Source organism: Metabacillus mangrovi (genome assembly GCF_009711125.1).
In the GTDB taxonomy this organism is placed as follows: domain Bacteria; phylum Bacillota; class Bacilli; order Bacillales; family Bacillaceae; genus Metabacillus_B; species Metabacillus_B mangrovi.
Genome location: NZ_WMIB01000029.1, coordinates 18,218 through 43,376, shown reverse-complemented (window position 1 = coordinate 43,376; position 25,159 = coordinate 18,218). Strand labels below are relative to the sequence as shown.

Here is a 25,159-nt window from a genome sequence, read left to right as displayed (position 1 = left end):
AACAAGGAAAAAACTGAATAACTACATGATAAAGGATCCACGCCTTCTCTTTAAGGTGTGGATCCTTTTACGCTTACAGATAATAGTCGATATCTCATTTTTTAGATCGATATATAGAAAACGTACAGAAGGAGATAGAAAAAATTCGAAGAATATACCCAGTAGAAATAGAAAGGAGACCCCTATGATTGCTAAGAAAAGAACTCTACCTTTACACCTCTTGAAAATCCAGGCACTTCTTCGACGTTTGCCACCGTCTCACAAGCAAATTTCTCTCATTACGGAAGATATGAATAAAAGTACAGCCGGATATAAAGGTGAGCTGGCTGCTGATTATTATCTCTCACTCTTTGACCAGCCATCTCGGTACATCTTTCATGATCTCCGCCTTCCCCACGCCCATACTTATTTTCAGATGGACACTCTTTACCTTTCTCCCAGTTTTGCTCTAATTATTGAGGTCAAAAATATCTCTGGGACTCTCATATTTGAACCCGGTCTGAATCAGATGATTCGATCAAAAGATGGAATTAAAACAGGATTTGCTGATCCCATTCTTCAAACAGATTGATTGAAGTTTGAACTAAAAGAATGGTTTGAAAAGATGCAGGTAACCCGCCTCCCTATCTTATCGCTCGTCGTAATCAGCAACCCAAAATCGATTATACAAACTGTCAGCCCTCATATGTTAAAGGATCGTGTTATCCGGGCTGAAAAACTTCCGCTTAGCATTCAGCAGCTTGAAAAGTCATATAAAGAGATTTTAACTGAAAAAGAAGTAAAAAAAGTAGTGAGAACCTTAAATAAAAACCACGCAGAAGCTCATTATTCTATTTTAGACCGGTATGGTATCCAAAAAGAAGAACTTATAAAAGGTGTCCTTTGCATCCATTGTTCGAAGGTGATGGAAAGATACAAAGGAGGATGGCACTGCAGAGGCTGTAACATAAAGTCCAGGAATGCCCATACAACTGCGTTAAACGATTATTTGTTACTGATCAATTCAAGTATTACAAATCAAGAGCTTAGAAGCTTTTTGAAATTAGAGAGCCCAGCCTCTGCAACAAAACTCCTCAAATCCCTCAACTACCCCTCCTCCGGCCAAAACAAAGGCCGCACCTACCAGCTTCATCTCATCGAGATAAATGTATAAAAAAAGCACCCCATCAAGAGGTGCCCGCCCAACCTTTTATTCCGTATCCTTTTTCCACTCATCCTGCTCGATCAGCATCTTGCCGGGCCAGGTGTAGGCCATGATGCCGCCGTCAGCTTTGATGTCTTCGCCGGTGACGTAGGAGCTGTCGTCGGATGCGAGGAAGAGGGCGACTTTGGCCATTTCGTCCGGGCGGCCGAGTCTGCCAAGCGGAGTGATCCATTTGTTGGCTTCCCTGAATTTTTCACCCATGTCTTCCTGCCGGTCCCCGACTAGATTGTCAACGAGCGGCGTTTCAATCGTTCCGGGGGAGAGGGAGTTCACCCGGATTCCGCTGCGTGCATAGTCGATGGCCATGGCCCGTGTGAAGTTAATGATTCCGCCTTTCGCCGCGTTGTAGCCGGAACGGTCCAGATCCGCTGCGCTTCCGGACATCGATGCATTGTTAATGATGGAGCCGCCGTTTTCAAGCATGAGCGGAATCAAATATTTGCTGACTAAAAAGGTTCCCCGGAGATCCACCGCGATGATGCGGTCAAACAGCTCGACCGGGTATTCGTGCACTTTCCCGCCCTGTTCATCGACACCTGCATTGTTAAACAGGATATCAATTTTTCCGTATTTTTCTTTTAGATGATCTGCAAATTCCATGACGCGATCCTGGCTCGAAACATCCAGCTCAACCGCCTCTGCCTCGCCGCCGTTCTGCTTGATCTGTTCAACCGTTTTCTTCATCTCATCTTCCTTCAGATCAGCGCAAATGACACGTGCACCTTCCCGTGCAAACACTTCAGCAGTCGCTTTACCGATCCCGGTCGCTGCCCCTGTAATCACTGCAATTTTATTATCCAATCTGCCCATTTTCTATGACCTCCAATAATAATCATTTAGGGTACTCTTCCCGGTATGTGAAATAGTAAACATAAGGATGGGCTGTATTATTTGAACAATCGGAACCTTTCAACTTTGTATTATCGTATTGCCTATTTCTCAAGCCTGTTTTAAAATGACTTTACTCAAACAACCTAATTTACAACCTGCATTTACGGAGGATTCCGTAAATGTCTAAACGTGCTACATGTTATCCTTGTATAAGATCAGTTAAGCTTCGGTCTGATCGTTTCTACCTGGCAGCCGCTAAATGCCGGACTACAAGGAAGTGTGAAACCTTGAGGTGTCCGGTCTTTTTTTAGTCCCGGCATTCAGACTCTATTTTTCATGCTTTCTGTCCATTTTTGGCTGAGGGTGAAAATTAGGGTCTTTTTTGTTGGGAAAATGACATCCGGGAGTTGACATCATGTATTTTCTAATGAATGTGCTGGGGATTTTTGTAGTGATTGGTTTGGTTTTTGCTCTTTCACCAAAGAAAAGAGAGGTTAAATGGAAGCCGATCGGCATCCTGATTGCAGCGGAGCTTCTGATCACGTGGTTTATGCTGGGGACAAAAATTGGCGGACAGGCGATCGGCGGATTTGCATCGTTTTTTAATTGGCTGATTGCCTGTGCGAATGAAGGGATTTCATTTGTGTTTCCATCGGTGATGGCGAATGAACAGGTCGACTTTTTCTTTAGCGCGCTTCTGCCAATTATCGTAATTGTCACCTTTTTTGATATTTTATCTTATTTTGGCATTTTAACGTGGATTATTGATAAAGTCGGCTGGGTGATTTCAAGACTGTCCCGCCTGCCGAAGCTTGAAAGCTTCTTTTCGATTCAAATGATGTTTCTCGGCAATACGGAGGCGCTCGCGGTTATCCGCCAGCAGCTTGTCGTGCTGAAGGATAACCGGCTTCTTACATTTGGAATCATGAGCATGAGCAGCATCAGCGGCTCCATTATTGGAGCGTATCTGACAATGGTCCCCGCCGAATATGTATTCAGCGCCATTCCATTGAACTGTCTGAATGCCCTGCTTTTAGCAAGCATTTTGAATCCTGTTCAGGTTGCTAAAGAAGAAGACATTGTGTACGTTCCTCCGAAGAGTGAGAAGAAGGATTTCTTCTCGACGATTTCCAACAGCATGATGGTCGGAATGAATATGGTTATCGTCATTCTGGCGATGGTCATCGGGTATGTAGCCCTGACGGCGATATTGAACGGCATCCTTGGTTTTTTTATAGATGGACTGACCATCCAGAAAATCTTCTCGATCCTGTTCAGCCCGTTTGCATTCCTGCTTGGACTTTCCTGGAAGGATACAATGTATGTAGCCCAGCTGATGGGAATTAAGATGGCCACAAACGAGTTTGTGGCAATGCTTGATCTAAAAGAGAACCTGAATACGCTTAGTCCGCATACGGTGGCTGTTGCCACTACGTTCCTTACGTCATTTGCAAATTTCAGCACGGTAGGAATGATTTACGGAACCTTCAGCTCCGTTCTCGGGGATGAAAAATCTTCAATGATCGGGAAAAATGTGTGGAAGCTTCTTGTGAGCGGCATGGCCGTTTCCCTGTTAAGCGCCATGATTGTCGGTCTGTACGTTTGGTAACAGAAAAGCCGGTCGCCCTGTTAACGGGCCGCCGGCTTTTCCTGCTTCTTAAACGCAAAATGATAATAAGTGAAAAGACCGGCCCCGAGCAGGAGTACACCGGCAAATACCCAGGCAGGAATACCATAAAAGACAGTCCCTTTAAATGCAAGAACGATAAGCAGGATAAAATCAAACACCATATCAAATTTACCCATGAATCTGCACCCCCCTACTATAATTTACCATCTTTTTTTTCGGACAATATGATTGGTGCAATCTCTATATGTTCAAGGAATTTTCACAACATTCTCCCTTGTTTCCATCAGCTTTACCTAGTTTTATGACCTCAAACGTAGTAAGCTTAAGGAGTTGCACACTCGAGTTACCGGGGAGGAAAAAATGTCCAAACAAAAACAGCTTATGCTGAAAAAGAACATGGCACCCTTTGAAAAATCCAATGTGAAATCTAGTGCAAGACAATTGTTGAATACATTGCCGCCGTTTTTCCTGCTGTGGTTCGCTGCTTATCTGAGTTTATCCGTGTCATTCTGGCTCTCACTTGTCTTTTCCATAGCCGCAGCCGGCTTTGTGATCCGGATTTTCATCATCTTCCATGACTGCTGTCACCAATCGTTCTTAAAAACACGCAGGGGAAATGATGTACTGGGGGTCATAACCGGGGTACTGACTCTGTTTCCTTACGAAAAGTGGAAGAGGGCCCATTCCATCCACCATGCAACGAGCAGCAATTTGAATAAGCGCGGAACCGGCGATATCTGGGTTCTAACTGTAGACGAATACGTTTCATCTTCCTTTTGGAGGAAGGTTGGATATCAGCTTTATCGAAATCCCCTTGTGATGTTCGGGCTTGGTCCGATCTATCTTTTCCTGATCTCCAACCGGTTCAACCGGAAAGGAGCCAGGAAAAAAGAGCGTCTTAACACGTACCTGATCAACTTTCTGATCGCAGCGTCGTATTCACTGATGTGTCTGTGGATCGGCTGGCAGGCTTTTCTGATGATTCAGCTTCCGATCATTTTTGTATCCGGTGCACTTGGCATCTGGCTGTTTTACGTGCAGCATCAGTTTGAAGATTCCTATTATGAAAACGAAGAAGAGTGGGATTATGTAAAAGCGGCCGTTGACGGCAGTTCCTATTACAAACTCCCTAAGATCCTTCAATGGGTGACAGGCAATATCGGGTTCCATCACGTTCACCATTTAAGCCCGAAAGTGCCGAATTATAATTTGGAGAAGGCTCACCAATCGACACCGCCGCTCCATAAGGCAACAACGATCACTTTGCTATCAAGCCTGCAGTCTCTGCGTTTCCACTTGTGGGATCAGAAGAACAAAACATTTGTAAGGTTTAAAGATATCAAGCACCTGCTTCAAAAACCGAAAACGGAATTGTAATGATTAAGGCCTGCCGGCTTTCCGGCAGGCCTTTTCTGTCTGTATAGGAACGGCCAATCCGGAGAACCTATGAACATTCGAGGTGATGCGGGTGCTGAGCACATATACAGGCAATGCGGATGATGCCATCTGCTATATAAAAGAAGCTTTTTTCCATTCAAGTGATGTAAAGGTAAGACCGGTGCCCTTTAACGGTAAGCCATCATGCATCGTATTTCTTGCCTCTGCAGCTAACCGGGAGCTAATCCAGCTTAACGTCATCAAGCCCCTCCTTGTAAGTCCGGCAGGAAAAGTTGAAGATGTGGCTGCCGTTACAGGCATCCTGAAAACAGAGGACCTGGACGAGGCAGTCCGTTACATGGCGGAAGGACATTGCGTCTTTTTAACAGCTGGTGAAAAGAAAATGACTCTTCTGAATGTGTATAAGCCATTACCTGATTCAGCCAGAGCCCCGAACAACGAGCAGGTTGTCCGGGGCTCCCACCAGAGCTTTTCGGAAAATTTGATGAAAAATATCCAGATGCTCAGGGAACGTGTCAGACATCCTTCATTAACGGTAAAGGTCCGGAAAATCGGAAGGACGAGTCAGTCAAACATTGCAGTTGTTTATGCCGGGAAAATTGCAAACCCTGCGATTGTAAAAGAAGTAGAGAGAAGGCTGGACTGCATTCAGGCGGATTCGCTTCATTTTCCGGGAAATCTAGAGGAATATCTGGAGGATTACCCGTTTTCTCCTTTCCCGCAGATCCTTAATACGGAGAGGCCTGACCGGGCTGCGGCTAACCTCATGGATGGCAGAGTAGCAATCGTAATGGAAGGCAGCCCGACGGTTCTGGTACTGCCTGTTCCGTTCTTTTCTTTTTTTCAGTCATCAGAAGATTACAATCAGCGGACCCTACTCGGTTCGTTTTTCCGCCTGCTGAGATTTCTATCCTTTTTAATTGCTCTTGGCCTGCCTGCCCTTTACATCGCTCTCGTTTCCTTTAATTACGAAGCCATTCCGGTGGACTTGATTTTCTCAATCAAAAATTCACTGGAATTTGTTCCGTTTCAGCCGCTTCTGGAGGCGATTATCATGCAGGTCACGCTTGAGCTCCTGAGGGAAGCATCGATCAGGCTCCCCAGCCCGATCGCCCAAACGATCGGGGTGGTAGGGGGACTTGTTATTGGTACGGCGGTTGTTGAGGCGCACCTTGTATCGAATACGATGATCATCGTTGTGGCCATAACAGCGATCTCATCGTTCGTCATCCCATCAAATGAAATGAGCAGTACGATCCGGATCCTTGGATTTCCCATCATGCTGATGTCGGCGATGTTCGGCTTTTTCGGAATTGTCATCTCTATGATGCTGATCTTGATCCATCTTGTTAAGCTAACGCCGCTCGGAAGCCCTTATTTGTACCCGCTGGCGCCATTCTCGGCCAGATTTTTTAAGGATACGCTGCTCAGGGCACCGGTCTGGATGATGAACAGCAGGCCAGACGATACAAGGCCTGTCTATAGCTGGAGAGAATCCCGGTCAAGAGGGTGGAAGAAAAATGAATAAAGAAGTGACTCCTTTCCAGCTATGCTTTTTTATGATTCAGACACAAATCGGTGTAGGGGTATTAGGACTTCCTTACAATGTTCATTTGGATGCAAAAGGGAACTCCTGGATCTGTATTGTGATAACAGGGCTAATGATACAGATGGTTCTATGCCTCTATTGGGGTCTTGGAAAAAAATTCTCCCATTACAATCTGTACGGGTATACGCCTGTCCTGTTCGGAAAGTTTATCGGAGGAGCTGTAAATATGCTGTATGTCCTGTACGGCATTACAGTGATGGCCGTGATCCTGATTTTTGCAGTGGGCATAATTAAAGACTGGGTGCTGGATGAAACACCGCGATGGATTTTGCTTGCCTTGCTTTGCCTGACCGGCATTTATCTCGGCAAGGAGAAAGCGGGAGTGATTGCGAAATTTAATGTCATCGTTTCATCCTTAATCGTGCTTCTCTTAGTGATAACCCTGATTGCCTTGTATACGTACCCTCTGGAATTCCGTTACCTGCTGCCGATCACGCAGACCGGTGTTATGGAAATTGCAAAAGGGGTAACAAAGGTGTATTTTTCAATGATTGGATTTGAGATTCTGCTCATCTTGTATCCTTATATAAAGGCAAAAAAGACGGGTTCCATATTAAAGGCAGCAACAGCTGCAAATATTGCAGTGACGGGAATCTATGCTTACCTAACCATTGTTTGCGACATCGTTTTCAGCCCGAAGGAAATTGAACTGATCCCCCAGCCGATTCTCTACCTTGTTAAAGCGCTCTACATTCAGGTGATCGAGCGGTTTGATCTGCTGTTTGTTTCCATTTGGATTGTAAATGTATTGACTTCCTATGTTGGCTATATGTTTCTTTCAGCAGAGGGTACAGCTGCTGTTGCTCCCCGTCTTAAACGGTCTGTCACCGTACCTGTAATCAGTGCGGTTACATTTTGCATTGCTCTTTTCATTTCGACAGACCAGGAGGCACAGGTGCTGAATGATTACTTGCTGATCGCTACGGTGTTTTTTGTGCTCGTGATTCCGGTACTGCTGTATTTTACTTCATTCTTTAGGAAAAAGGAGTCTGTGAGATGAAAAAGGCATGGATAATCGTGGTTGCAGCATCGCAGCTCATCTTATCAGGGTGCTGGGACCAAAGGATATTAAAAGAAAGCCGGCTCGTTTTCGGTACAGGAATGGACCTTATAGAAGATGACCGGCTGCTCGTTACATCCGTGATCAGGGATTATAGTAATAACGTCCCGATCAATGCCATTGTTACCGGGGAAGGAAGGACGTTCAGAGAAACTAGAATGGATATGGACAGAAAAATCGCCGGCCGGTTTGATCCTTCAAAGAACCGTGTTTTTCTTTTTGGGGAAAAATTGGTCCAGAAAGATTTGTATTCCTTTCTGGATGTCGTATACCGCGATCCTGATGCCTCCGTGTCTTCTAAATTAGCTGTGGTTAAAGGAAATGCGGGAGATGTTTTAAATGCCGGGAGAGTTCAAAATGTCCTGATTGCCGAGTATCTGATTAAGCTGATTGAAAGTGAAGAAAAAGAAACGACCATTCCTGAACAAAGCCTTCAAACCATCTGTTCCGTCCTGTTCGACGATGGAAAAGATTTCGGCCTTCCGGCTATTAAAAGAGAAGGAGACGAGATCATTCTTGACGGCATGGCCATGTTCAACAGGCATACTTTAGCAGGCTATCTTTCTCCGGATGAAACCGTTCTTCTTCAGATGCTCTTGAATAAAAAAGCAAAAATCGCCAGGTACGTGAGCAAAATCAATGAGAACCAAGAACCTGCAAACAAAAATTATATCTCTTATACGTTCCTTAAATCCAAGGCGAAAATGAAAATCCTATCTGCTCAACCCGGCAGGATGAGGGCGGAGATTACAATGAAAGCAGAAATCAACGTGGCCGAATACCCTCAGGACACGTTAACGAAAGAAAAGACAAAGAAGCAGCTGAACCGCAAAATTTCAAAAGAATTGACGGAAGACGCAGAACGCGTCATTTCCAAAATTCAGGAAGCGAACAGCGATCTTTTCGGGATCGCAAGGGAATTGATGGCGTACTACCCAGATAGATGGGATAAAGTGGAGTGGAAAAAAGAATATCCATCAATGGAAATTGTTCCAAAGGTTGAAGTGGAGATTACGGAATACGGAGTGATTAACTGACTTTTTTTTTCTCAAATAAAAAACGGAGAGGCTCTATACCTCTCCGTTTTACAGCTTCTATTCCAGGTTCGCATGCTTTCCGTACATGGTTTTTGTATCGAGTTCTTTTTTCTCCATGACCTTTAAAATCACGGCATCGAAATACAGGAGCAAAGTCTGTTCGAAAAGAGAACCCATCGGCTGGATCGTTTCTTTCCGTTCCCCGGCTTGATCTTTCGGAGCCCCGGGAAGCTTGACGGTGAAGTCTGCCATTTTCCCGAGTGTGGAGTCTATAGAAATGGTAACGCATGCGATGCTGCCTCCGATGGATCGGGCTTTCTCAGCCATTGCAACGAGACTTTTTGTTTCCCCGGATCCTGATGCGAAAATAATGAGGTCACCCTCCTCAAATTGTGGAGTCGTGGTTTCACCAACTGCATATGCATCAAGCCCCATGTGCATCATCCGCATCACGAACGACTTTGCCATTAAACCGGAACGGCCTGCGCCGGCAGCAAAAATTTTATTGGAAGCCATGACTTTATTGACAAGGTCATCGGCTTCTTTTTCATTTAAGACGTCTGATGCTGCCTCAAGTTCATTCAGTATCGTACGGAAAAATTCAGCTGTTTGCATGGAGTTACCCTTGCTTGATCAGTTCTTGCATTTTGGCAGCTGTACCTTTTTTATCATCCTGCCCTGTAATGCCTCCTCCGACAATGACGAGGTCAGGATTCGCTTTAATGACTTCAGGGAGTGTATCCATTTTAATACCGCCTGCTACTGCGGTCTTCGCGTTTTTTACGACACGCTTGATGGCTTTCAGGTCTTCAAATGAATTTTGGCCTGCTGCCTGCAAGTCATAGCCTGTATGAACGCAGATGTAGTCTACACCGAGGTTATCCAATTCCTGCGCACGGGTTTCAATGTCTTTTACGGCAATCATATCGACCAGGATTTTTTTGTTTTGTTTTTTTGCTTCTTCGACAGCGCCTTTAATCGAAGCGTCTTCTGCAGCACCGAGAATGGTGATAATGTCGGCCCCGGCTTCGGAGGCTTTCATGACTTCGTAGCCTGCTGCATCCATTATTTTAAGGTCAGCTAAAACCTTTAAATCCGGAAATGCTTTTTTCATTTCCTTAACGGCTTTAAGGCCTTCGTTAATCACAACGGGGGTTCCGATTTCGACGATGTCGACGTGGTCTTCCACTTCTTTTACTAATTCAATCGCTTCTGGAATGTTTACTAAGTCTAATGCAAGCTGCAGTTCCATCTATAATCACTCCTGAGTAGTAGTTTGGGCAATCTTTATTAGTATTCCTGAATGATTGCCTTCTACAAGCATACTCCTTCAATTATTTTAATGTAAGTACTGACTTTAATCTTACATAGTGATAAAAAGTATACTATGGGTTATACTAAGGGATGAGGTGATGTTCAATGACACGATCCGGAGATAAAGTGTACAACTGTGAAAAAGAGCTAACACTTTCTGTCATTGGCGGGAAGTGGAAGATGCTGATTTTATGGCACCTTGGCAAAGAAGGAACGAAGCGGTTTGGAGAACTGAAGGCCCTCATGCCGGGGATCACCCAGCGGATGCTCGTGAATCAGCTGCGGGAGCTAGAAGAAGACCGAATTGTGCACCGTGAGGTTTATCCGGTGGTGCCTCCCAAAGTGGAATATTCTCTTACTGAACAGGGAGAAACCTTGATGCCAATTCTTGAAGCGATGTATGACTGGGGAAAAAACTATATGAGTGAACTCGACCAGCCGCCTCTTGATCCCGCGGCTGAAAAATAAAAAAGGGAAACGCCTTCTTAGTGCGTTTCCCTTTTTGCATGCCGTTAGAGCTTTAAATCTTCGGGTCCTTCTATGACACGTCCGGCACTCGATTCAAGATCTCCGATCGGATCGCTTTTCTTCAAATCTTTGAATTGAAGCCCGGTCAACGATTCAATCTTAGAGAGCGGGACCTGATAGGTTTTGTAGTCTCCATAGGCAAACTCCAAGTCCTCAATCAGGTTTTTCTGGGACTGAAGGTAGGCAGTTGCTGACAAGGTGCCGTCCTCTTTTACCATAACGGCTACCTTCCAGAATTCTGCCGGAATCTTCACATCCCTGTACACGATATCATCTTCGCGGAAGACAGGCCCTGTAAAGACGGTAGCTTTAAATTGATGATTCTCGGCATTCTCCAGAATATAATCCTCGAGATCAAGCCACGTCTTCTGATTCAGATTCTTGTGCTGCGGAGAACTGTTCGTAAAGTGGAACGTGTCTTCATTCGCTTTTTTAGCATCTTTCCCCCACACAGGATCTCTCCTCCTGACGAGGTGCCCCCGGTCCAGGTCGTTCCGGCTGTACAATTCTTCGCCAGCCTGGTATTTTTCATCAATTCGGGGATCGTAATACCAGGAGTCTTTTCCCCGTTCAACGTTCTTCATTTCTTTGCCATCGATGTTGACCACGGTATAGTACGCAAGTTTTCTTGATTTGCTCATGACAATGGAAAAGTGAATGTAGTTCAGAACATTTTCTCCGCCTTTTACCTCGGCAGCATCTTCCTCCAGCGCTTTTGAAAGCTTGGGCAGGGAAACGGAATGCTTCTCACCAAGAAATTTGCTGTCATACCCTTTTGCTTTCTCATATCTGGAAGGCTTCAGTCTTTCGGTTTTTACCGGGTCTGCTTCTTTTTTTACATCCATCAGCATTTCCGCGAGCATTTCTTTCTGATGTTCCTTGAACGAAGATTGCTTTTCCGCTAAAAATTTCACAATGCTGCTGATCCGGATTCCTTCGTTAGCAGTGTATTTTTCGGGATCATCAGGGTCCGGCACACCTGCATGATGAAGGGCGACCGGAAGCCATTCGTCATTTAGCACTGGGGAGCCGGATGAGCCCTCTAATGTATCCGTCGTATAATGGATAAATTCATCAAAAACATCACAAATTTCGTTCTCTCTCATAGCGACTGCCTTTGGCGCCCCGGAAGGATGCTGGATAATGGAGACATATTCCCCGATCAGTGCTTTTCCGGATTGTGCATGGAGCGGCAAATGGCCGAAGTCGGTCAGCTTTGTGCCGTCGCTTGAAACTTCCTCGACAGCAACCAGGGTCATATCCAGCTTCTCATCTGTGATGAAAAACACTTCAGGAGTTAGGCGGAAGCTTTGAATCGGCTTTTCCCGCAGATTCAGATCCATTTCATAGTTGAATTGCGCAAGGCTGTGCAGCGCGCAGTCTTCATCTGTCAGCACGTGATGATTCGTAAGAAGAAGAGAGGGAGTCACTAAAAATCCCGTTCCGTGGCCAAGGATGCGTCCGATTCGATCGCGGATCTCAATCCGGCAAACGGCTTTCGCTGCCCGAATGCCTGCTTCAAGGTAAGAAATCGGGATCAAATTGTTTTTGCCAATCATTCTTTCCATGGCCAAGCCATCCCGCGGATTCACAAGAGCCTGGCGGAAAGCCGTTCTTTCTGGGCTGTCCACTTCAAGAGGAGTGCTGGTTTTCAGCTGTTCTGAAAGCTTTCTGCGCTGTTCTGACCGTTCTTCATATCTTTTTAGGGCGTCCTTTTCCTGATTGGCTGCAAGATCCCGGTTCCATTGCCTGGTAGGCTCTTTCACACGTGCTGTCGTCATGATACCCTCCTGAAATGAATGTTCACCTCTGGCAATCCTGGGTGACACTTCCATTATAAAAGGGAATGCAAGGAAGCTCAAAAGTTTTGGCTCCTTGCGGAGGGGGAACAATAAGAACATCTATTCAGAAGGAGGCAAGATCATGATCCAGCTTACTGAAAGTGCAAAAAAGCGTCTGGAGGAGGCTCCGGAAGGCACCGTTTATACCATTCCTTTCGATCCCGGCAGCTGCGACATCGTAAACAATGTGTATGAAATAAAAGGAATTCCGGACAGAGAGCTTGAAGAAAGAGAAAAGAAGCTGCTCGCCGAAGGAATAGAGTTTATTGTAGACCGCAACTTTGATGAGAACTTTGACGGGGAGCTTGTGATTGATTATTCAAGCAACCACCTTGTTCTGCGGAATAAAAACCAAATATTCAACAGCCGGGTAAGGCTGTCGATTGAAAAGTAAAAGCGGGCCTGTGACGGCCCGCTTTTTACTTTCTGTTTTTCGTTACATATTGAACAATTTTTCGAAGCTCTGTTACAGAAGGGCGTCCGAATGGACTTGTCTGCCTCTGCTGGTAAAGAATCTTCCCGTTTTCATCTATAAGGAAATAAGCGGGCTCTCCATGAACTCCATGATCCTCGTATGGAGCTTCTTCTCCATGATAGAAAACATCGTACGCTTTCAGTGCTTCCTGTTCTTCATCCGCGAGTACGGGAAAGGTAAAATCATTTTCCTCTGCCATCTTCTTTAAATCTTCTTTTTTATCGGTAGAGATCGTTAACAAGTGCACATTCTTCTCATCGAAATACGATTTGCTTTCCTGAAGACTTTTCAAGTCACTGACGCAAACCGGACACCAGGATCCCCTGAAAAAAATGATAAGGTGCATGCTTTGGTGCTGGTCTTGGTGTTCTTTAAACGAAAAACGGTCTCCGGATACAGCAGGCAGTGAAAAATCTGGTGCCTGTTCATTTAATTGAAAAGCCGGCATGGTTAGCCCTCCTCCAGTTTTGTGATCTCCCTCACCTTATCCCGGATTGACTCGGGAATTCTACACATATGCTTTAAAAAAGCACATTGACAAAAATTGAATAGTGAAATACTTTGGTCTTACGTATCATTCTGAGGGGGGATGAGGGGATGGAGAGGAAAGGCTTGTACCGCGATTTTTTTCTTCATGGGGATATTTTGATTATGGGTGTTCTTTTTTTTCTGCTGGGCACCGCAGTCTCTGTATTTGGATTTGTATGGATGAATGTATTTTACATTCTGGCGGGGATGGTGGTCTTTATGTTCAGCGAGTATTTTACCCACCGCTTTCTATTTCATTTAAAGCCGCCAAAGCAGCGCTGGCTTCTAAATTTTTTAAAGCGTTTACACTACGATCATCATAGAGAACCGGATAATTTGAAGCTGCTGTTTCTACCTGTATGGTACAGCATCCCGAATTTTCTCGTGCTGGCAGCTTTCTTTTATTGGTTGACCGTCGATGCAGCCGGCACAGCCGCGTTCGGCATGGGACTCATCTTCATGCTCCTTGTATATGAATGGAAGCATTACGTAGCCCACCGGCCGATTAAACCGCTTTTCAAATTCGGAAGATGGCTTAAGAAAACCCATCAGCTGCATCACTATAAAAATGAAAATTACTGGTACGGGGTATCCAACCCGATCGGTGACCTTCTTTTTGGCACGCTCAAAAATGAAAAAGAGGTAGAAAAAAGCCAGACAGCAAAAGACTTAGAGAAAAGAGGGTTATCATGAACAAAATTGCTTTAGTTACAGGAGCCTCCCGCTTGCAGGGGATCGGTGCAGCGGTCTGCAGAGAACTCGGTTCCTCCGGTTATTCGGTGTTTTTTACCTCCTGGACACCTTTCGATCAGGCAGTCTATCAGAAGAATACCACCCGGGATCCGGACATTTTACTGGAAGAGCTCCGCACTGCAGGTGTCCAGGCGGAACAGATGGAAGCCGACCTGTCGGATCCTGAAGTACCGGAGCAGATTTTTCTGGAGGTGAAAAACAGGCTGGGTGCGCCACCTGATATTCTTGTCAACAATGCAGCATTCAGTGTCAATAAAGACATCCTGGAGATGACGGCACTGGACCTCGACCGCCACTACCACGTAAATGTCAGGGGCACGGCCCTCATGTGCGGTGCGTTCGCCCGTCATTTTTCCAAAGAAAGCGGGGGCCGGATCATCAACATGACATCCGGACAGTCGCAGGGCCCGATGCCCGGAGAAATTCCGTACGCCGTCAGCAAAGGAGCCATCGATGCGCTCACCCTCTCCATCTCCGCCGAACTGGCACCGATGGGCATCACCGTCAACGCCGTCAACCCCGGCCCGACCGACACCGGCTGGATGACCCGTGAAATCAAAGAACAGCTCACCCCGCTCTTCCCACTCGGCCGCCCCGGCCAGCCCGCCGACGCCGCCCGCCTCATCCGCTTCCTCGCAAGCGAAGACTCAGCCTGGATCACCGGCCAGGTGCTGCACTCGGAGGGCGGGTTTCGGCGGTAGGGGTGATGTGTGGGGGGGGTGAGGTAATGAATTAAAGATGAATATTAGTAGCAAGTGATCGAATCCTGATTCCAGAGCGGACAACAATGCAGTAGAAAACGAGTTTGATTGAATAAATGGATATGGTGAAGGAATACCGCGGTTAGGTGATGGAATAAATGGAAAACGTGAAGGAATACCGCGGTTAGGTGATGGAATAACCTGTTCAAGTGATCAAATCCTGGTTCCAGAGCGGACAAAAGTGAAGTATGAACCGAGTTTGTTGAATAAATGAGTAAGGTGAAGAAAAACCGCGGTTAGGTGATGGAATAACCTGTTCAAGTGATCGAATCCTGGTTCCAGAGCGGACAAAAGTGAAGTATGAACCGAGTTTGTTGAATAAATGAGTAAGGTGAAGAAAAACCGCGATAAGGTGATGGAATAACCTGTTCAAGTGATCGAATCCTGGTTCCAGAGCGGACAACAATGCAGTAAAAACCGAGTTTGATTGAATAAATTAGTATGGTGAAGGAATACCGCGGTTAGGTGATGGAATAAATAAGGCAGGTGATTGAATAAATGAATAAGGTGATTGAATAAATGAATAAGGTGATTGAATAAATGAATAAGGTGATTGAATCCTGGTTATATGGGAGAAAAAAAGTAAGTAGAAAAGTCGTTAATTGAATAAAATGTGATTCATATACATAATCGGTTAAAGTTTTATCTTAGAATGAAGTACCTGAATAGGAAAATAAAGTTTATAATATATTTTGCACGCGATAGAAAAGGAGTGTGAAAATATATTGATAAAGAAAGTGAGGGACTTCCCGGTTAAGCTTAAAAAACTGGAAGCTTTGTTAAGACGGATTCCTAAGTCCCACCCGAAGTATAATGATATCGAGAAAGATTTTGCTATTACTCTGGCTGGCATTAAAGGTGAGCAGTCGATGGAATATTATTTGAGTTTACTGCCTGAAAAAGAGTACAGCATTTTTTACGATTTGAGATTGGTTAACGACGATCATTTTTTTCAAATCGATGCGCTTGTGCTTCATAAATCTATTTGCATCATACTCGAATCAAAGAATATAGGAGGCACTGTTCAATTCGATCCTTCTTTCCAGCAGATGATCAGGTCATTTAATGGCAAGGATGAAGTATTTCCTGATCCTCTGATTCAGGCAGGAAGACAAGCAATGCATCTTCGTAAATGGTTTATCTCTAAAGGCTTTACTCCACCTGTTATAGATTTTCTGGTTGTAATGACCAATCCCCATGCTATTCTCCAAAGCGGTTCTATCCCCTTACCCAAAAGCCTTCAAAAAATAATAAGAAGCTCCTACCTTATGGAAAAGATACATTTCCTTACTGAATCTAAAAAACCTTTTATCTCTGATGAAGAGATGGAGAAATTATCTGCCTCTCTGCTTAAGTATCACGAGCCGAGAAAAATTTCGATATTAAGCTCCTATAATTTTAATTGCGAGGATGTTGTTCAAGGAATACAATGCATTAAATGTTTAAAGTTTACTATGAGCAGAAAAAATAAAGGGTGGATTTGTTTAGCCTGTAAAAATACTGACAGATCAGCTCATGTAGCTGCTTTATTAGATTATTGCTGGATTATTTCGTCTAACGCTTCAAACAGAGAGATTAAACAGTTCTTGAATATTGACTCTCCCCAAGCAACATACAGGATTATTCGCTCTCTCAATTTGAAATCTTACGGCAGTACAAAAGCGACCACCTATAATTTAGAGTCATTAATTAAGGAGACGTAAAAATGAACATCCCCACCCACCTAACCCATCTCGAATCTGCCCACAATATCAAAATATGCTATGCGGCTGAAGCTGGAAGCCGGGCTTTCGGGTATGCTTCAGAGGCGAGCGATTATGATGTTCGCTTCATTTATATTCATCCTCCAGAGTGGTACCTTTCGATTGACAGGGGGAGAGATGTGATCGAGGCGCCTATCAGCGAAAAGCTGGATATGAGCGGCTGGGAGATTACGAAGGGGCTAAGGCTTTATCGGAAGTCGAATCCTTCCTTATTAGAATGGCTGCAGGCGGATACGGTGTATGCAGACCGGTTTTCTTTTTCCGAAGCATTGCGAGGGATACAGCATTTTAGGCCAAAACAGGCGCTTTTTCATTTTTTGCACATTGCCGGCAACAATGAGAAAAAAGTAAAAGAGGGGACCATCCCTGTAAAAGCGCTCCTCCACATGATCCGTTCCATTGCAGGGGCAAGGTGGATTCAGGAATACGGAGCTTTCCCTCCGAACGACATTCGAAAACTTGAGTTTCCATTCAGTGACGAATTCACCAGAGCACTGGAGTTAAAACAATCCGGCTTTGCGGGAGATGTTCCAGTGAGTGCTTCGCTGCTTGCCTATGTAAAGGAGGAGCTGGAGGAACTGACGCGTTATGCAAACTTATTCATTCAGGCGGATTCAGATCCGACTGAAGAATTGAATCGACTGTTTCAAATCACTCTCAAAAAAGCCTGGCCGGAAAGCAGATTTTAAAATAAATCTGCTTTTTTGCATATTTATAAAACTTTTTAGTGATCCATTGGGCTGCCGGTCCCGTTTACTAGGTGTCAAACAAAAAACAAAGGAGTGAAAGACTTTATGAACATGAAAAGAATTCTGGTTATGATGATGGCTTTGCTGCTTTTTATCCCGACGATGGCAATGGCCGCGGGTGAGAAAGCACAGCCGACTGTTAAAACACCGGCAGCCGATTTGAGATCAACACTGGATCAGCTACTGTCTGAACACTTCGTTTTAGCCGTCATGTCCATGACAAAGAAATATGATGGTGCAGAAGATGCGGAACAAGTACAAGCCGCTCTTAATCAAAACGCGAAAGATATGACTCCCGCCATTGAATCCATTTATGGAAAAGAAGGTGCGGCACAATTTGAAGAAATTTTCCTTGGCCATAACGGCTATACAGATTCACTGGTAGAAGCAGCAAAAAGCGGCGATGCTGAAGCCCGTAAAGCAGCGGAAGCTGAAGTTCAGGAATTCGTAGACAGCTTCTCAGCATTTCTTGCAACAGCAACAGAAGGAAAACTTCCTGAAGCCGCAGCAAAAGAAGTGCTTCGTGCACACGAAGATGATGTAATGAAAGCATTCGATTTACATGTAAAAGGTGAATATGAAGCATCTTACACGGCTTTCCGTGAAGGATATGCAAGAATGTTTGCCATCTCGAAAGCGCTATCAACTGCAATTGTAACTCAGATGCCTGAGAAATTTGAAAACACGAAAGCTGATACACCAGCAGCTGATTTAAGGTCTAACCTTAACATGCTCGCTTCTGAGCATTTTGCACTCGCAGCAATGGGCATGCAAAAAGGATTTGATGGTGCGGAGGATTATGACTTCGCTACATGGGCTGAAGATATGCATACAGCTGATTTCAAAGCAGCCATCGCTTCCATCTATGGTGAAGAAGGTGCCGCTCAGTTTGAAAAAGTATGGCAGTCCGAGCACATCACAGCACAAGCTGATCTTGCAGCCGCTGCAGCAGAAGGTGATGAAGAAAAAGTAAAAGCAGCAAAAGAATCTCTAAGCATGTTCTCTCAGGAATTCGGTGCATTCCTTGGAGCAGCTACGGAAGAGAACCTTCCAACTGCTGATGCACAAGCAGCAGTTAAAGGACATGAGGACACAGTAATCAAAACTTTTGAGAGCTATACAGCTAAAGACTATGATGCCACTTACGCATCTTTCCGTGAAGGGTATGCCTACATGTATGGAGTAGGTGAAGCACTTGGAGGAGCGATTGTAAAACAAATGCCGGATAAATTTATGGCAGAAAACATGCCTTCCGATATGCCGAAAACGGGTATGGGCGGAGCTTCTGACAGCAGCGCATTGAATATGATGTATGCGGCACTTGCCGGAATGGCAGTTCTGACTGGAGCTCTTATTATCCGCAAAAAAGCAAGCAGCAAGTAATTAATGCAGGAAAAAGAAGAGAGGCTCTCTCTTCTTTTTCCCGTAACAGAGGGGCGGAGGTGTTACCGTGAAATGGATCCTTTCCATTGTTTATGTTGGATTGTTCACCTTGTTCATTTATAATGCAGCTGATTATTTTTTGTTCAGCAAAGAGAAGCCGGCCACTTCTGCCGCGCAAGCAGATAAAAAGCCTGAAGAAGAGGTCCCGGGTGTCATCAGAACGAAACTTCCGTTAAATGAAGAGTTTCCTAGAATTAAAGAGCAAATCCAATCCATGAACGGGTTAACCTCCGCTTTTCAAGGGATGGACCCGGTGAAAGTCGAAATTCCGAAAATTGATGTTTCAGCCAGTATTGAAAACGTAGGGACCCTTTTAAACGGGCAGATGGATGTACCAAAGGATGATCAAAACATTGGCTGGTTTCAGCCTGGCGTCAAGGTTGGAAATCCCGGGAACGCAGTCCTTGCAGGACATGTAGATAACAAGACCGGCCCGGCCGTTTTCTACAATCTGAAAAAGCTTGAAGCCGGAGACGAAATCAAAGTGAAAGACGGCGAGGGCAAAGAGCTTGTGTTTATTGTGAAACGCAAGGAGAGCTATCCGCGGGACAAAGCGCCACTAAATGAGATTTTTGGCAGTGCAGGCGGCCGGAATTTAAACTTGATCACATGCACAGGTACATTTGACCGCGATAACCGGACCCACGAAGAACGTCTTGTCGTCTATACAGAGTTAAGAGAAGATTTAGTTGAGCAAATTGAAACGAATGCACAAAAACCGGACGCACCTACTAAAGTAGAGGTGAACGGAAATCTCGTTACATGGCACGCAGTCCGGAATGAAAAAATAATCGGCTACCGCGTCTACCGTCAGAACAGCAACGGAACGAAAGAACAAGTAGGAAGCGTTTCTTCATTGGACCGTAAAAACTATATGGATCCTGATTCTGAAAGCTCCACCTATTCGGTTACGTCTGTTGATATGTATGGACAGGAATCCCATTTTGCAAAATGGTCCGGAAAAAGCACCCGCTGAAAAGTTTCAGCAGGGTGCTTTTTTTACAGAAAATCTCTAGTACAGATTGCATTTTACTTCAAGAGCGGCTGAATGTTGTTTGAATCCAGTCCGTTTTATTTAGAGTGTAGTGTAAATATCTTTCCTTCTCCAATTCTAAGTTGCCTGACAGGGAGAACCCTGCCTTCGGGCCTGCAGGAAGCAGGTCAGTTCTGCGTTGCGACAGGACGTCGCGCACTTAGCAGAACCTCCTTACTATGGCGCCCTCCGCTTTTCATTGTCCAGCTCCAGCGGCTAGCTCTTCGGCCGCTTCGCTCTCTCGGTCGAAGGCCCGCAGGACGCCGCGCACTTAGCAGAACTTCCTTTAAAGCGCCTCTCGGTCGAGAGCTCCACCGTCCTTCGGGCCTGCAGGATGCAGGTCAGTTCTGCGTTGCGACAGGACGTCGCGCCTTTAGCAGAACCTCCTTACTGCAAGCCGCCTCCGCTTTTCTCATAATTTCACATGATTTTCTCATTCTCTTGCCAAATTCTTCTTATATGATAGAGGCAGATGATAAGTGAGTATTCGATAGGAGGAGAGATAGATGGGATATTACGATGATCAGCAACAGTCCGGTTATGGTCCGCAGGAGTCTCCGTCCCGCTATGGTGAGGGGAGGAAGCCGGGTAGGCCGAGCCGGTTGAGGCCTGTGCTGTCTTCGATTACGAGCGGGGTTGTCGGCGGGATGATTGTGCTTGGGGTGTATCCGATGATTGATCCGAAACAGGATCAGGAGCCCTCTGTGAAGACGCAGGCTCCGGATAGTCAGACAGGTTCTCAGAGTGCGGGCCAATCTGATAATGTCCGCCAGGTAGGGACCAGCACGGCAACAGCGGATATTGCGGAAGAGCTTTCTCCGGCGATTGTGGGGATTGCAAATCTTCAGCAAAGCCAGCAGAGTATTGGTGCTCAGGAAAAGGGCTCCGGCTCCGGGGTGATTTTTAAGAAAGAAGGCAAGGATGCCTTTGTATTGACGAATAATCATGTGGTGGAAGACGCACAGTCACTGGAGGTTTCCCTGTCAACGGGTGAAAAGGCAAAGGGTGAGCTTGTCGGTGCGGATCCGCTTACTGATTTGGCTGTCGTTAAAATCAATGCAGATAAGGCCCCGGGGACCGCGCCCATTGGAGATTCGTCTAAGCTGCGCGCAGGTGAACGTGTGATTGCAATTGGGAACCCGCTTGGGATAGAGTTTTCCCGGACCGTTACAGAAGGGATCATCAGCGGAACCGACCGCAGCATCGAGATTGACACGTCTCAGGGACCTTGGCAGCTTGGCGTCCTTCAGACAGATGCAGCCATCAACCCGGGCAACAGCGGAGGTCCGCTCATTAACATGAGTGGTGAAGTAATCGGGATCAACAGCCTGAAAATCAGCCAGAACGGAGTGGAAGGCCTCGGTTTTGCGATCCCAAGCAATGATGTTATGCCGATTGCAGAGCAGCTGATGAGCGGCGGGAAAGTTGAGCGCCCTTTCCTTGGTGTTTCCCTTGGAGACATTGACCAGATTCCTCCGCAGATTGCAAGCCAGGAGCTGGGTCTTCCGGATGGAATGACGACAGGCGTGTATCTGGATTCCATCCAGCAGGGTTCACCGGCTGATAAAGGCGGCCTTCAAAGAGGTGACGTCATCACAGCCCTTGATGGCAAGGACATAAAAAATTCCAGTGAGCTGAGAAAGTTCCTTTATGAAAACAAATCCATCGGTGAAAAGGTGGAAGTGACCATCTACCGCGACGGCAAAAAGCAAGAAGCTGTTCTCACACTCACTGCTCAGGAATAGATGTTTTACCCTCCCCCTTAAAATAGATCAGCCTGTATCCCATGTGGATACAGGCCCTTTATTTTTTACTCTCCGCCGCCCCCGTCAGAAGCTGAATCAGATGTACTGGCAATCACAGCAATCATCGCTGCCTGCTGGGCCTGCATCAGTGTTTCCATTGCTGTGTAAAGACCGGTGCTCAGGAGCTCATTGTGCTGAAGCTCGCCGCTCACGACCAGGTGGACAGCAATGGTGAAGTTCATCTCTTTATACCATTTGAATTCCTGATTTAAAGCAGCTGTGATCTTTTTCAGGCTGTTCCAATCCGGATTCTTAAGGAAAGAAAGAAGGCCGATTTCAGGATAAAATCTTTTTTTGACAGGAAGTCCATGCCTTTCAAGTTCATATGCAGTTTGAACACAGCGGCTGATCACATTGTGCTGAGGATCACCCATCGTAAGAATATGGCTTAGGAATTGAAGGTCGTTTCCTTTTTTGAATCCCTTGTCAACAAGCTCGTCATAGCATGCTTCCATTCGGGCAATCAGTTCTTCAGCAGGTTCCGCCCTTTCTGCGAGGAGAGCAGCCAGAGGGTAGTCGCTTGCGGAGGTAAGGAAAAAATGATTCTTCTTCATCATCGTAAACAGGATATAGGCTTTTTCCATTTTTTCTTTTGTGAAGGGTCCGTCCAAGCTGTTTCCCATCATGGCAAGGCCGGCTACATAGGTGAAAATTCCTTTTTTAAAGCCGTGATCCGTAAGCCCGCTGTATACATTATGAAGCTCATCGAATGCGGCATAGGAGTCATCGTAGCGGCTGTCCAGGATCGCCCCCGTCAAAAACCGGTGGTAGGATTTAAAAGGTGAAAACATACTGCTGTACTGCTTCATGTAGTCACACATATTCCGGTAGCTTTCCAGTTGAAACGGCCGTCCGGATACGGTATACACAGAGGCTGCCATCATCAGGATCCTCTGGTCTGAAACCTTCCACTTAAACTCGCTCTTCAGCTCTGAAAAAATGCGGAGATAGTCAGATAGCTTTTCTTCTGTATTCTGCATTGCGGAATCCTCCATTTCTGGTATCTATCTGGAATACGGGTGAAGAAGGAGAAAGGTTTCAAATTAGCTGGCATATAGTTCCATCCGCTGCTCGATTTCAGCAAATTCTTTTTCTTTTCCTGCAATCGTTGAGAGCTGCTTGAGAGGGGTGAGGAGATATTCAACATCCCTTTCAAAGAGATAGCGCTCTTCGAATCCTTTCACAATAAAGGTAGCAAAATGCCATATGCTCGTTTCGTGGCAATCTTCAATGGAAGAAGCGAGATTCCGTAAAGCTTTGACAATTTCGATCGTCATCGTGATGTTGTCTCTTGAATAATGGCGGATAGCGGAATAAGAATCATATAAATAATCTTCGAAATTTCTCTGCTTCATGATCACTCTCAAATTTTCCCCATCGTCTGAAAGGTAGGGGGAGAATTGAGTGACACGGCAGATCGTCCTCAGTAAGTCGGAAATCTGATGAATCGCGATTGTAGCGGTTTTAATATCGTCATTTCCGAGAGAACGGATGGCCATTTCCACAAACTTCATGATGTTAAAGTGAATGTCCTGCACGTCGGTTTCTGCTTCGCCGATCAGAACACAATGATGAAAGTCCTCCTCATTAATGCTTTTATCTTTTATCCGGTATAAGCAGAATAAAGGGTTTCCTTTTAAGATAAATTCCCCGACATCGTAAACCATCCTGACAATCAATTCTTTTTCTGACGCAAGCTTCAGGATTTTCTCATAGTTGACGATTTGAATATACCCTGACTTTTCGGCGTGCAGACAGAAGCCATCTTCTTCCGGTATTTGCTGCTCAAGCTTTATGGCTTCAATCGTTCGGTATGGTTCCAAGTCTGTTTCCAGAGAATTTAAGATGGTAGCCGTGGAATCTTTTTTCATGGATTCAGCCATATGATTGACCTGAAGCCATCTCACGGCGTGATTGATAAAGTATACAAATGTTCCTGCGCTTAAGCATACAAGGAAGGCTACTGTGTATGGAATGGCGAAGTAGGATATCGAATCCTTGCTTGAGGAAGCAAGAAAAACAATCATTGTATAAAGAAAGCTGCCGATGAAAATTCCAAGGATCCGCTGGGAAGCCTTTGACGCGATAAAGTTTTTTAAAATGCGCGGTGAGTATTGCCCGGCCATCGAAGTGAAGGAAACGAGAATAAGGTTGAATGTGAATGTTGTTAATGTCAGGACGGCTGGTGCGATCGTGCTGATCAATGTATTGGTCAGCTCAAAGCTGACACTCAGAAAAGCGGGCACTCTTGCCCCGGCGTGCTGGGAAAAGTCCAGATAGAGTGTTGCTCCGGCAAGTACCGCTGCATACACACAATAAATAAGCGGGGCAAACCAGATCTGTGAACGGAGCTCATTAATAAACTGGCGTTTTGTCAGGCTCTTCAGCTGAAGAGACCATTTTGAAAAGATGGACATTTCAAACGTCTCCTTACGATTTATTTCCCTAATCGTTTCCCGGCAGCATGGCTCCTAAAACTGGCAATTTGAAGGAGGGCATGAAGTTCGCTCTGGCTGACTGCAATATGGTATCGTTACTAAGGTAATGATGAACGGCAAGGAGAATGAACATGATTCAATTAAAAAGCAAACGGGAAATTGAACTAATGCTTGAAGCCGGAAGGCTGCTTGCACAGTGCCATAAGGAAATTGCCGGGATGATCAGACCGGGGATCACGACCGTGGAGATTGATGCATTCGCTGAAGCATTTTTGAAAGAACACGGGGCAGTGCCTGAGCAAAAAGGATACAGAGGTTATCCTTATGCAACCTGCGCTTCCGTTAATGATGAAATCTGCCATGGATTTCCCTCAACGAAAGAACTGAAAGACGGAGATCTTGTAACCATTGACATGGTGGTCAATCTGAACGGAGGGCTGGCAGATTCCGCCTGGACTTATGCTGCAGGCAAGCTTGATGAAGATTCGGAAAAGCTGATGCAGGTGACAAAAGAGTCTTTGTATAAAGGAATTGAATTATACAAATAAAAACCCAAGCAGCGGCTCCGTAAAGGAGGCGTTTTTTGTTACAATTAAACAGAGGAAGAGATTGATTATGCTCATTCATTAAAAGACAGAAAGTGAACCGCAATATTAATTTCGTCCAGTCCATTTAGAAGAGATAAAAGAATATTGCTATGACAAACGTAATGGCTGGTCTTTCAATTGGGGAGAAATCATAAAAGATAAGCAAGAGCAAGCGCTTGAAATATACGGCATGGTTACTGATCTGGATTCTGATGCACCTGTACAGGGATTAATCGCTTTAAAATGCATGGTCAATTCCGGAGGGGATGGAAATGTCCGGGTCTACAATATTAAATCCGCACCTAATAATAAGTCCAGAAAAAAGGAAATACTTATAGAAGGCAGAAAATATATAGGAAAGGCAAGGTCCTG

At 45.3% G+C, this 25,159-nt stretch carries 24 protein-coding genes, 1 pseudogene and 1 riboswitch; of the genes and pseudogenes, 17 read left to right on the top strand and 8 right to left on the bottom strand.

Going from position 1 to position 25,159, the window contains the following annotated elements; translation table 11 throughout:
- Positions 1-184: 184 nt before the first annotated feature.
- Together GKZ89_RS18880 and GKZ89_RS18875 are read left to right on the top strand one after the other, a co-directional pair.
- Positions 185-571 carry a nuclease-related domain-containing protein gene (locus GKZ89_RS18880; RefSeq protein ID WP_162357091.1) on the top strand — a complete coding sequence of 129 codons (387 nt, stop codon included), beginning with the start codon at positions 185-187 and terminating at the stop codon, positions 569-571.
- Between the two features lie 114 nt (positions 572-685).
- Positions 686-1,153: a hypothetical protein gene (locus GKZ89_RS18875; RefSeq protein ID WP_155113955.1), complete on the top strand. Its 468-nt coding sequence runs from the start codon at positions 686-688 to the stop codon at positions 1,151-1,153.
- 36 nt (positions 1,154-1,189) lie between these two features.
- Here the strand turns inward: GKZ89_RS18875 and GKZ89_RS18870 are convergent, their stop codons facing one another.
- Positions 1,190-2,014 (bottom strand): SDR family oxidoreductase, encoded by an 825-nt coding sequence (locus tag GKZ89_RS18870; protein ID WP_155113954.1) that lies wholly within the window; start codon positions 2,012-2,014, stop codon positions 1,190-1,192.
- 206 nt (positions 2,015-2,220) lie between these two features.
- Positions 2,221-2,325: riboswitch (purine riboswitch) on the top strand.
- Between the two features lie 125 nt (positions 2,326-2,450).
- Here GKZ89_RS18870 and GKZ89_RS18865 point away from each other — a divergent pair.
- On the top strand, positions 2,451-3,644 hold the full coding sequence (locus GKZ89_RS18865) for a nucleoside transporter C-terminal domain-containing protein (RefSeq protein WP_155113953.1): 1,194 nt from the start codon (positions 2,451-2,453) through the stop codon (positions 3,642-3,644).
- Positions 3,645-3,664: 20 nt separating this feature from the next.
- On the opposite strand, the gene GKZ89_RS18860 is transcribed toward GKZ89_RS18865, so the two are convergent.
- On the bottom strand, positions 3,665-3,841 hold the full coding sequence (locus tag GKZ89_RS18860) for a hypothetical protein (protein ID WP_155113952.1): 177 nt from the start codon (positions 3,839-3,841) through the stop codon (positions 3,665-3,667).
- A 184-nt stretch (positions 3,842-4,025) separates the two neighbouring features.
- Here GKZ89_RS18860 and desA point away from each other — a divergent pair, with 184 nt between their 5' ends.
- The 4 genes from desA (at position 4,026) to GKZ89_RS18840 (ending at position 8,769) form a co-directional block, all read left to right on the top strand.
- Positions 4,026-5,042: a Delta(5) desaturase DesA gene (gene desA / locus GKZ89_RS18855; protein ID WP_155113951.1), complete on the top strand. Its 1,017-nt coding sequence runs from the start codon at positions 4,026-4,028 to the stop codon at positions 5,040-5,042.
- 91 nt (positions 5,043-5,133) lie between these two features.
- Complete coding sequence (locus GKZ89_RS18850) at positions 5,134-6,591, top strand: spore germination protein (RefSeq protein ID WP_162357089.1); 1,458 nt, start codon at positions 5,134-5,136, stop codon at positions 6,589-6,591.
- Positions 6,584-7,672: a GerAB/ArcD/ProY family transporter gene (locus tag GKZ89_RS18845; protein WP_155113949.1), complete on the top strand. Its 1,089-nt coding sequence runs from the start codon at positions 6,584-6,586 to the stop codon at positions 7,670-7,672. Before GKZ89_RS18850 ends, GKZ89_RS18845 begins: the two co-directional genes overlap by 8 nt.
- Positions 7,669-8,769: a Ger(x)C family spore germination protein gene (locus GKZ89_RS18840; protein ID WP_155113948.1), complete on the top strand. Its 1,101-nt coding sequence runs from the start codon at positions 7,669-7,671 to the stop codon at positions 8,767-8,769. The genes GKZ89_RS18845 and GKZ89_RS18840 overlap by 4 nt, the downstream gene beginning before the upstream one ends.
- 57 nt (positions 8,770-8,826) lie before the next feature.
- Here the strand turns inward: GKZ89_RS18840 and hxlB are convergent, their stop codons facing one another.
- Both hxlB and hxlA read right to left on the bottom strand, forming a co-directional pair.
- Positions 8,827-9,384 carry a 6-phospho-3-hexuloisomerase gene (gene hxlB / locus GKZ89_RS18835; RefSeq protein WP_155113947.1) on the bottom strand — a complete coding sequence of 186 codons (558 nt, stop codon included), beginning with the start codon at positions 9,382-9,384 and terminating at the stop codon, positions 8,827-8,829.
- A 4-nt stretch (positions 9,385-9,388) separates the two neighbouring features.
- On the bottom strand, positions 9,389-10,021 hold the full coding sequence (gene hxlA, locus GKZ89_RS18830; RefSeq protein WP_155113946.1) for a 3-hexulose-6-phosphate synthase: 633 nt from the start codon (positions 10,019-10,021) through the stop codon (positions 9,389-9,391).
- Positions 10,022-10,188: 167 nt separating this feature from the next.
- On the opposite strand from hxlA, the gene hxlR reads away from it, so the two are divergent.
- On the top strand, positions 10,189-10,551 hold the full coding sequence (gene hxlR / locus GKZ89_RS18825) for a transcriptional activator HxlR (protein WP_155113945.1): 363 nt from the start codon (positions 10,189-10,191) through the stop codon (positions 10,549-10,551).
- A gap of 44 nt (positions 10,552-10,595) precedes the next feature.
- On the opposite strand, the gene GKZ89_RS18820 is transcribed toward hxlR, so the two are convergent.
- Positions 10,596-12,392, bottom strand: a complete 1,797-nt coding sequence (locus GKZ89_RS18820) for a DNA/RNA non-specific endonuclease (protein WP_155113944.1) — start codon at positions 12,390-12,392, stop codon at positions 10,596-10,598.
- Positions 12,393-12,534: 142 nt separating this feature from the next.
- Between GKZ89_RS18820 and GKZ89_RS18815 the strand changes: the two genes are divergently transcribed.
- A complete protein-coding gene (locus GKZ89_RS18815; protein WP_155113943.1) occupies positions 12,535-12,846 on the top strand; it encodes an iron-sulfur cluster biosynthesis family protein in 312 nt (103 codons plus the stop codon).
- Between the two features lie 25 nt (positions 12,847-12,871).
- Here the strand turns inward: GKZ89_RS18815 and GKZ89_RS18810 are convergent, their stop codons facing one another.
- Positions 12,872-13,375 carry a peroxiredoxin family protein gene (locus GKZ89_RS18810; protein ID WP_155113942.1) on the bottom strand — a complete coding sequence of 168 codons (504 nt, stop codon included), beginning with the start codon at positions 13,373-13,375 and terminating at the stop codon, positions 12,872-12,874.
- Positions 13,376-13,524: 149 nt separating this feature from the next.
- Between GKZ89_RS18810 and GKZ89_RS18805 the strand changes: the two genes are divergently transcribed.
- The 7 genes from GKZ89_RS18805 to GKZ89_RS18775 all read left to right on the top strand — a co-directional run bounded on the left by GKZ89_RS18805 (position 13,525) and on the right by GKZ89_RS18775 (position 21,702).
- Positions 13,525-14,148 carry a sterol desaturase family protein gene (locus GKZ89_RS18805; RefSeq protein ID WP_155113941.1) on the top strand — a complete coding sequence of 208 codons (624 nt, stop codon included), beginning with the start codon at positions 13,525-13,527 and terminating at the stop codon, positions 14,146-14,148.
- Positions 14,145-14,909 (top strand): SDR family oxidoreductase, encoded by a 765-nt coding sequence (locus GKZ89_RS18800; RefSeq protein ID WP_155113940.1) that lies wholly within the window; start codon positions 14,145-14,147, stop codon positions 14,907-14,909. The genes GKZ89_RS18805 and GKZ89_RS18800 overlap by 4 nt, the downstream gene beginning before the upstream one ends.
- 785 nt (positions 14,910-15,694) lie before the next feature.
- On the top strand, positions 15,695-16,672 hold the full coding sequence (locus tag GKZ89_RS18795) for a nuclease-related domain-containing protein (protein ID WP_155113939.1): 978 nt from the start codon (positions 15,695-15,697) through the stop codon (positions 16,670-16,672).
- A 2-nt stretch (positions 16,673-16,674) separates the two neighbouring features.
- Entirely contained in the window at positions 16,675-17,421 is a 747-nt protein-coding gene (locus GKZ89_RS18790) for a nucleotidyltransferase domain-containing protein (RefSeq protein WP_155113938.1), read from the top strand.
- Between the two features lie 105 nt (positions 17,422-17,526).
- Complete coding sequence (locus tag GKZ89_RS18785) at positions 17,527-18,864, top strand: copper amine oxidase (protein WP_155113937.1); 1,338 nt, start codon at positions 17,527-17,529, stop codon at positions 18,862-18,864.
- A gap of 67 nt (positions 18,865-18,931) precedes the next feature.
- Positions 18,932-19,900: a class F sortase gene (locus GKZ89_RS18780; RefSeq protein ID WP_338324952.1), complete on the top strand. Its 969-nt coding sequence runs from the start codon at positions 18,932-18,934 to the stop codon at positions 19,898-19,900.
- 563 nt (positions 19,901-20,463) lie between these two features.
- Complete coding sequence (locus tag GKZ89_RS18775; RefSeq protein WP_155113936.1) at positions 20,464-21,702, top strand: S1C family serine protease; 1,239 nt, start codon at positions 20,464-20,466, stop codon at positions 21,700-21,702.
- 65 nt (positions 21,703-21,767) lie between these two features.
- Here GKZ89_RS18775 and GKZ89_RS18770 read toward each other — a convergent pair whose 3' ends face one another.
- Both GKZ89_RS18770 and GKZ89_RS18765 read right to left on the bottom strand, forming a co-directional pair.
- Positions 21,768-22,742 (bottom strand): DUF4003 family protein, encoded by a 975-nt coding sequence (locus GKZ89_RS18770; RefSeq protein WP_162357087.1) that lies wholly within the window; start codon positions 22,740-22,742, stop codon positions 21,768-21,770.
- 63 nt (positions 22,743-22,805) lie between these two features.
- On the bottom strand, positions 22,806-24,179 hold the full coding sequence (locus tag GKZ89_RS18765) for a DUF2254 domain-containing protein (RefSeq protein ID WP_155113934.1): 1,374 nt from the start codon (positions 24,177-24,179) through the stop codon (positions 22,806-22,808).
- Between the two features lie 152 nt (positions 24,180-24,331).
- Here GKZ89_RS18765 and GKZ89_RS18760 point away from each other — a divergent pair.
- Positions 24,332-24,736, top strand: a pseudogene (locus GKZ89_RS18760) (M24 family metallopeptidase); the annotation flags it as partial.
- Between the last annotated feature and the right edge of the window lie 423 nt (positions 24,737-25,159).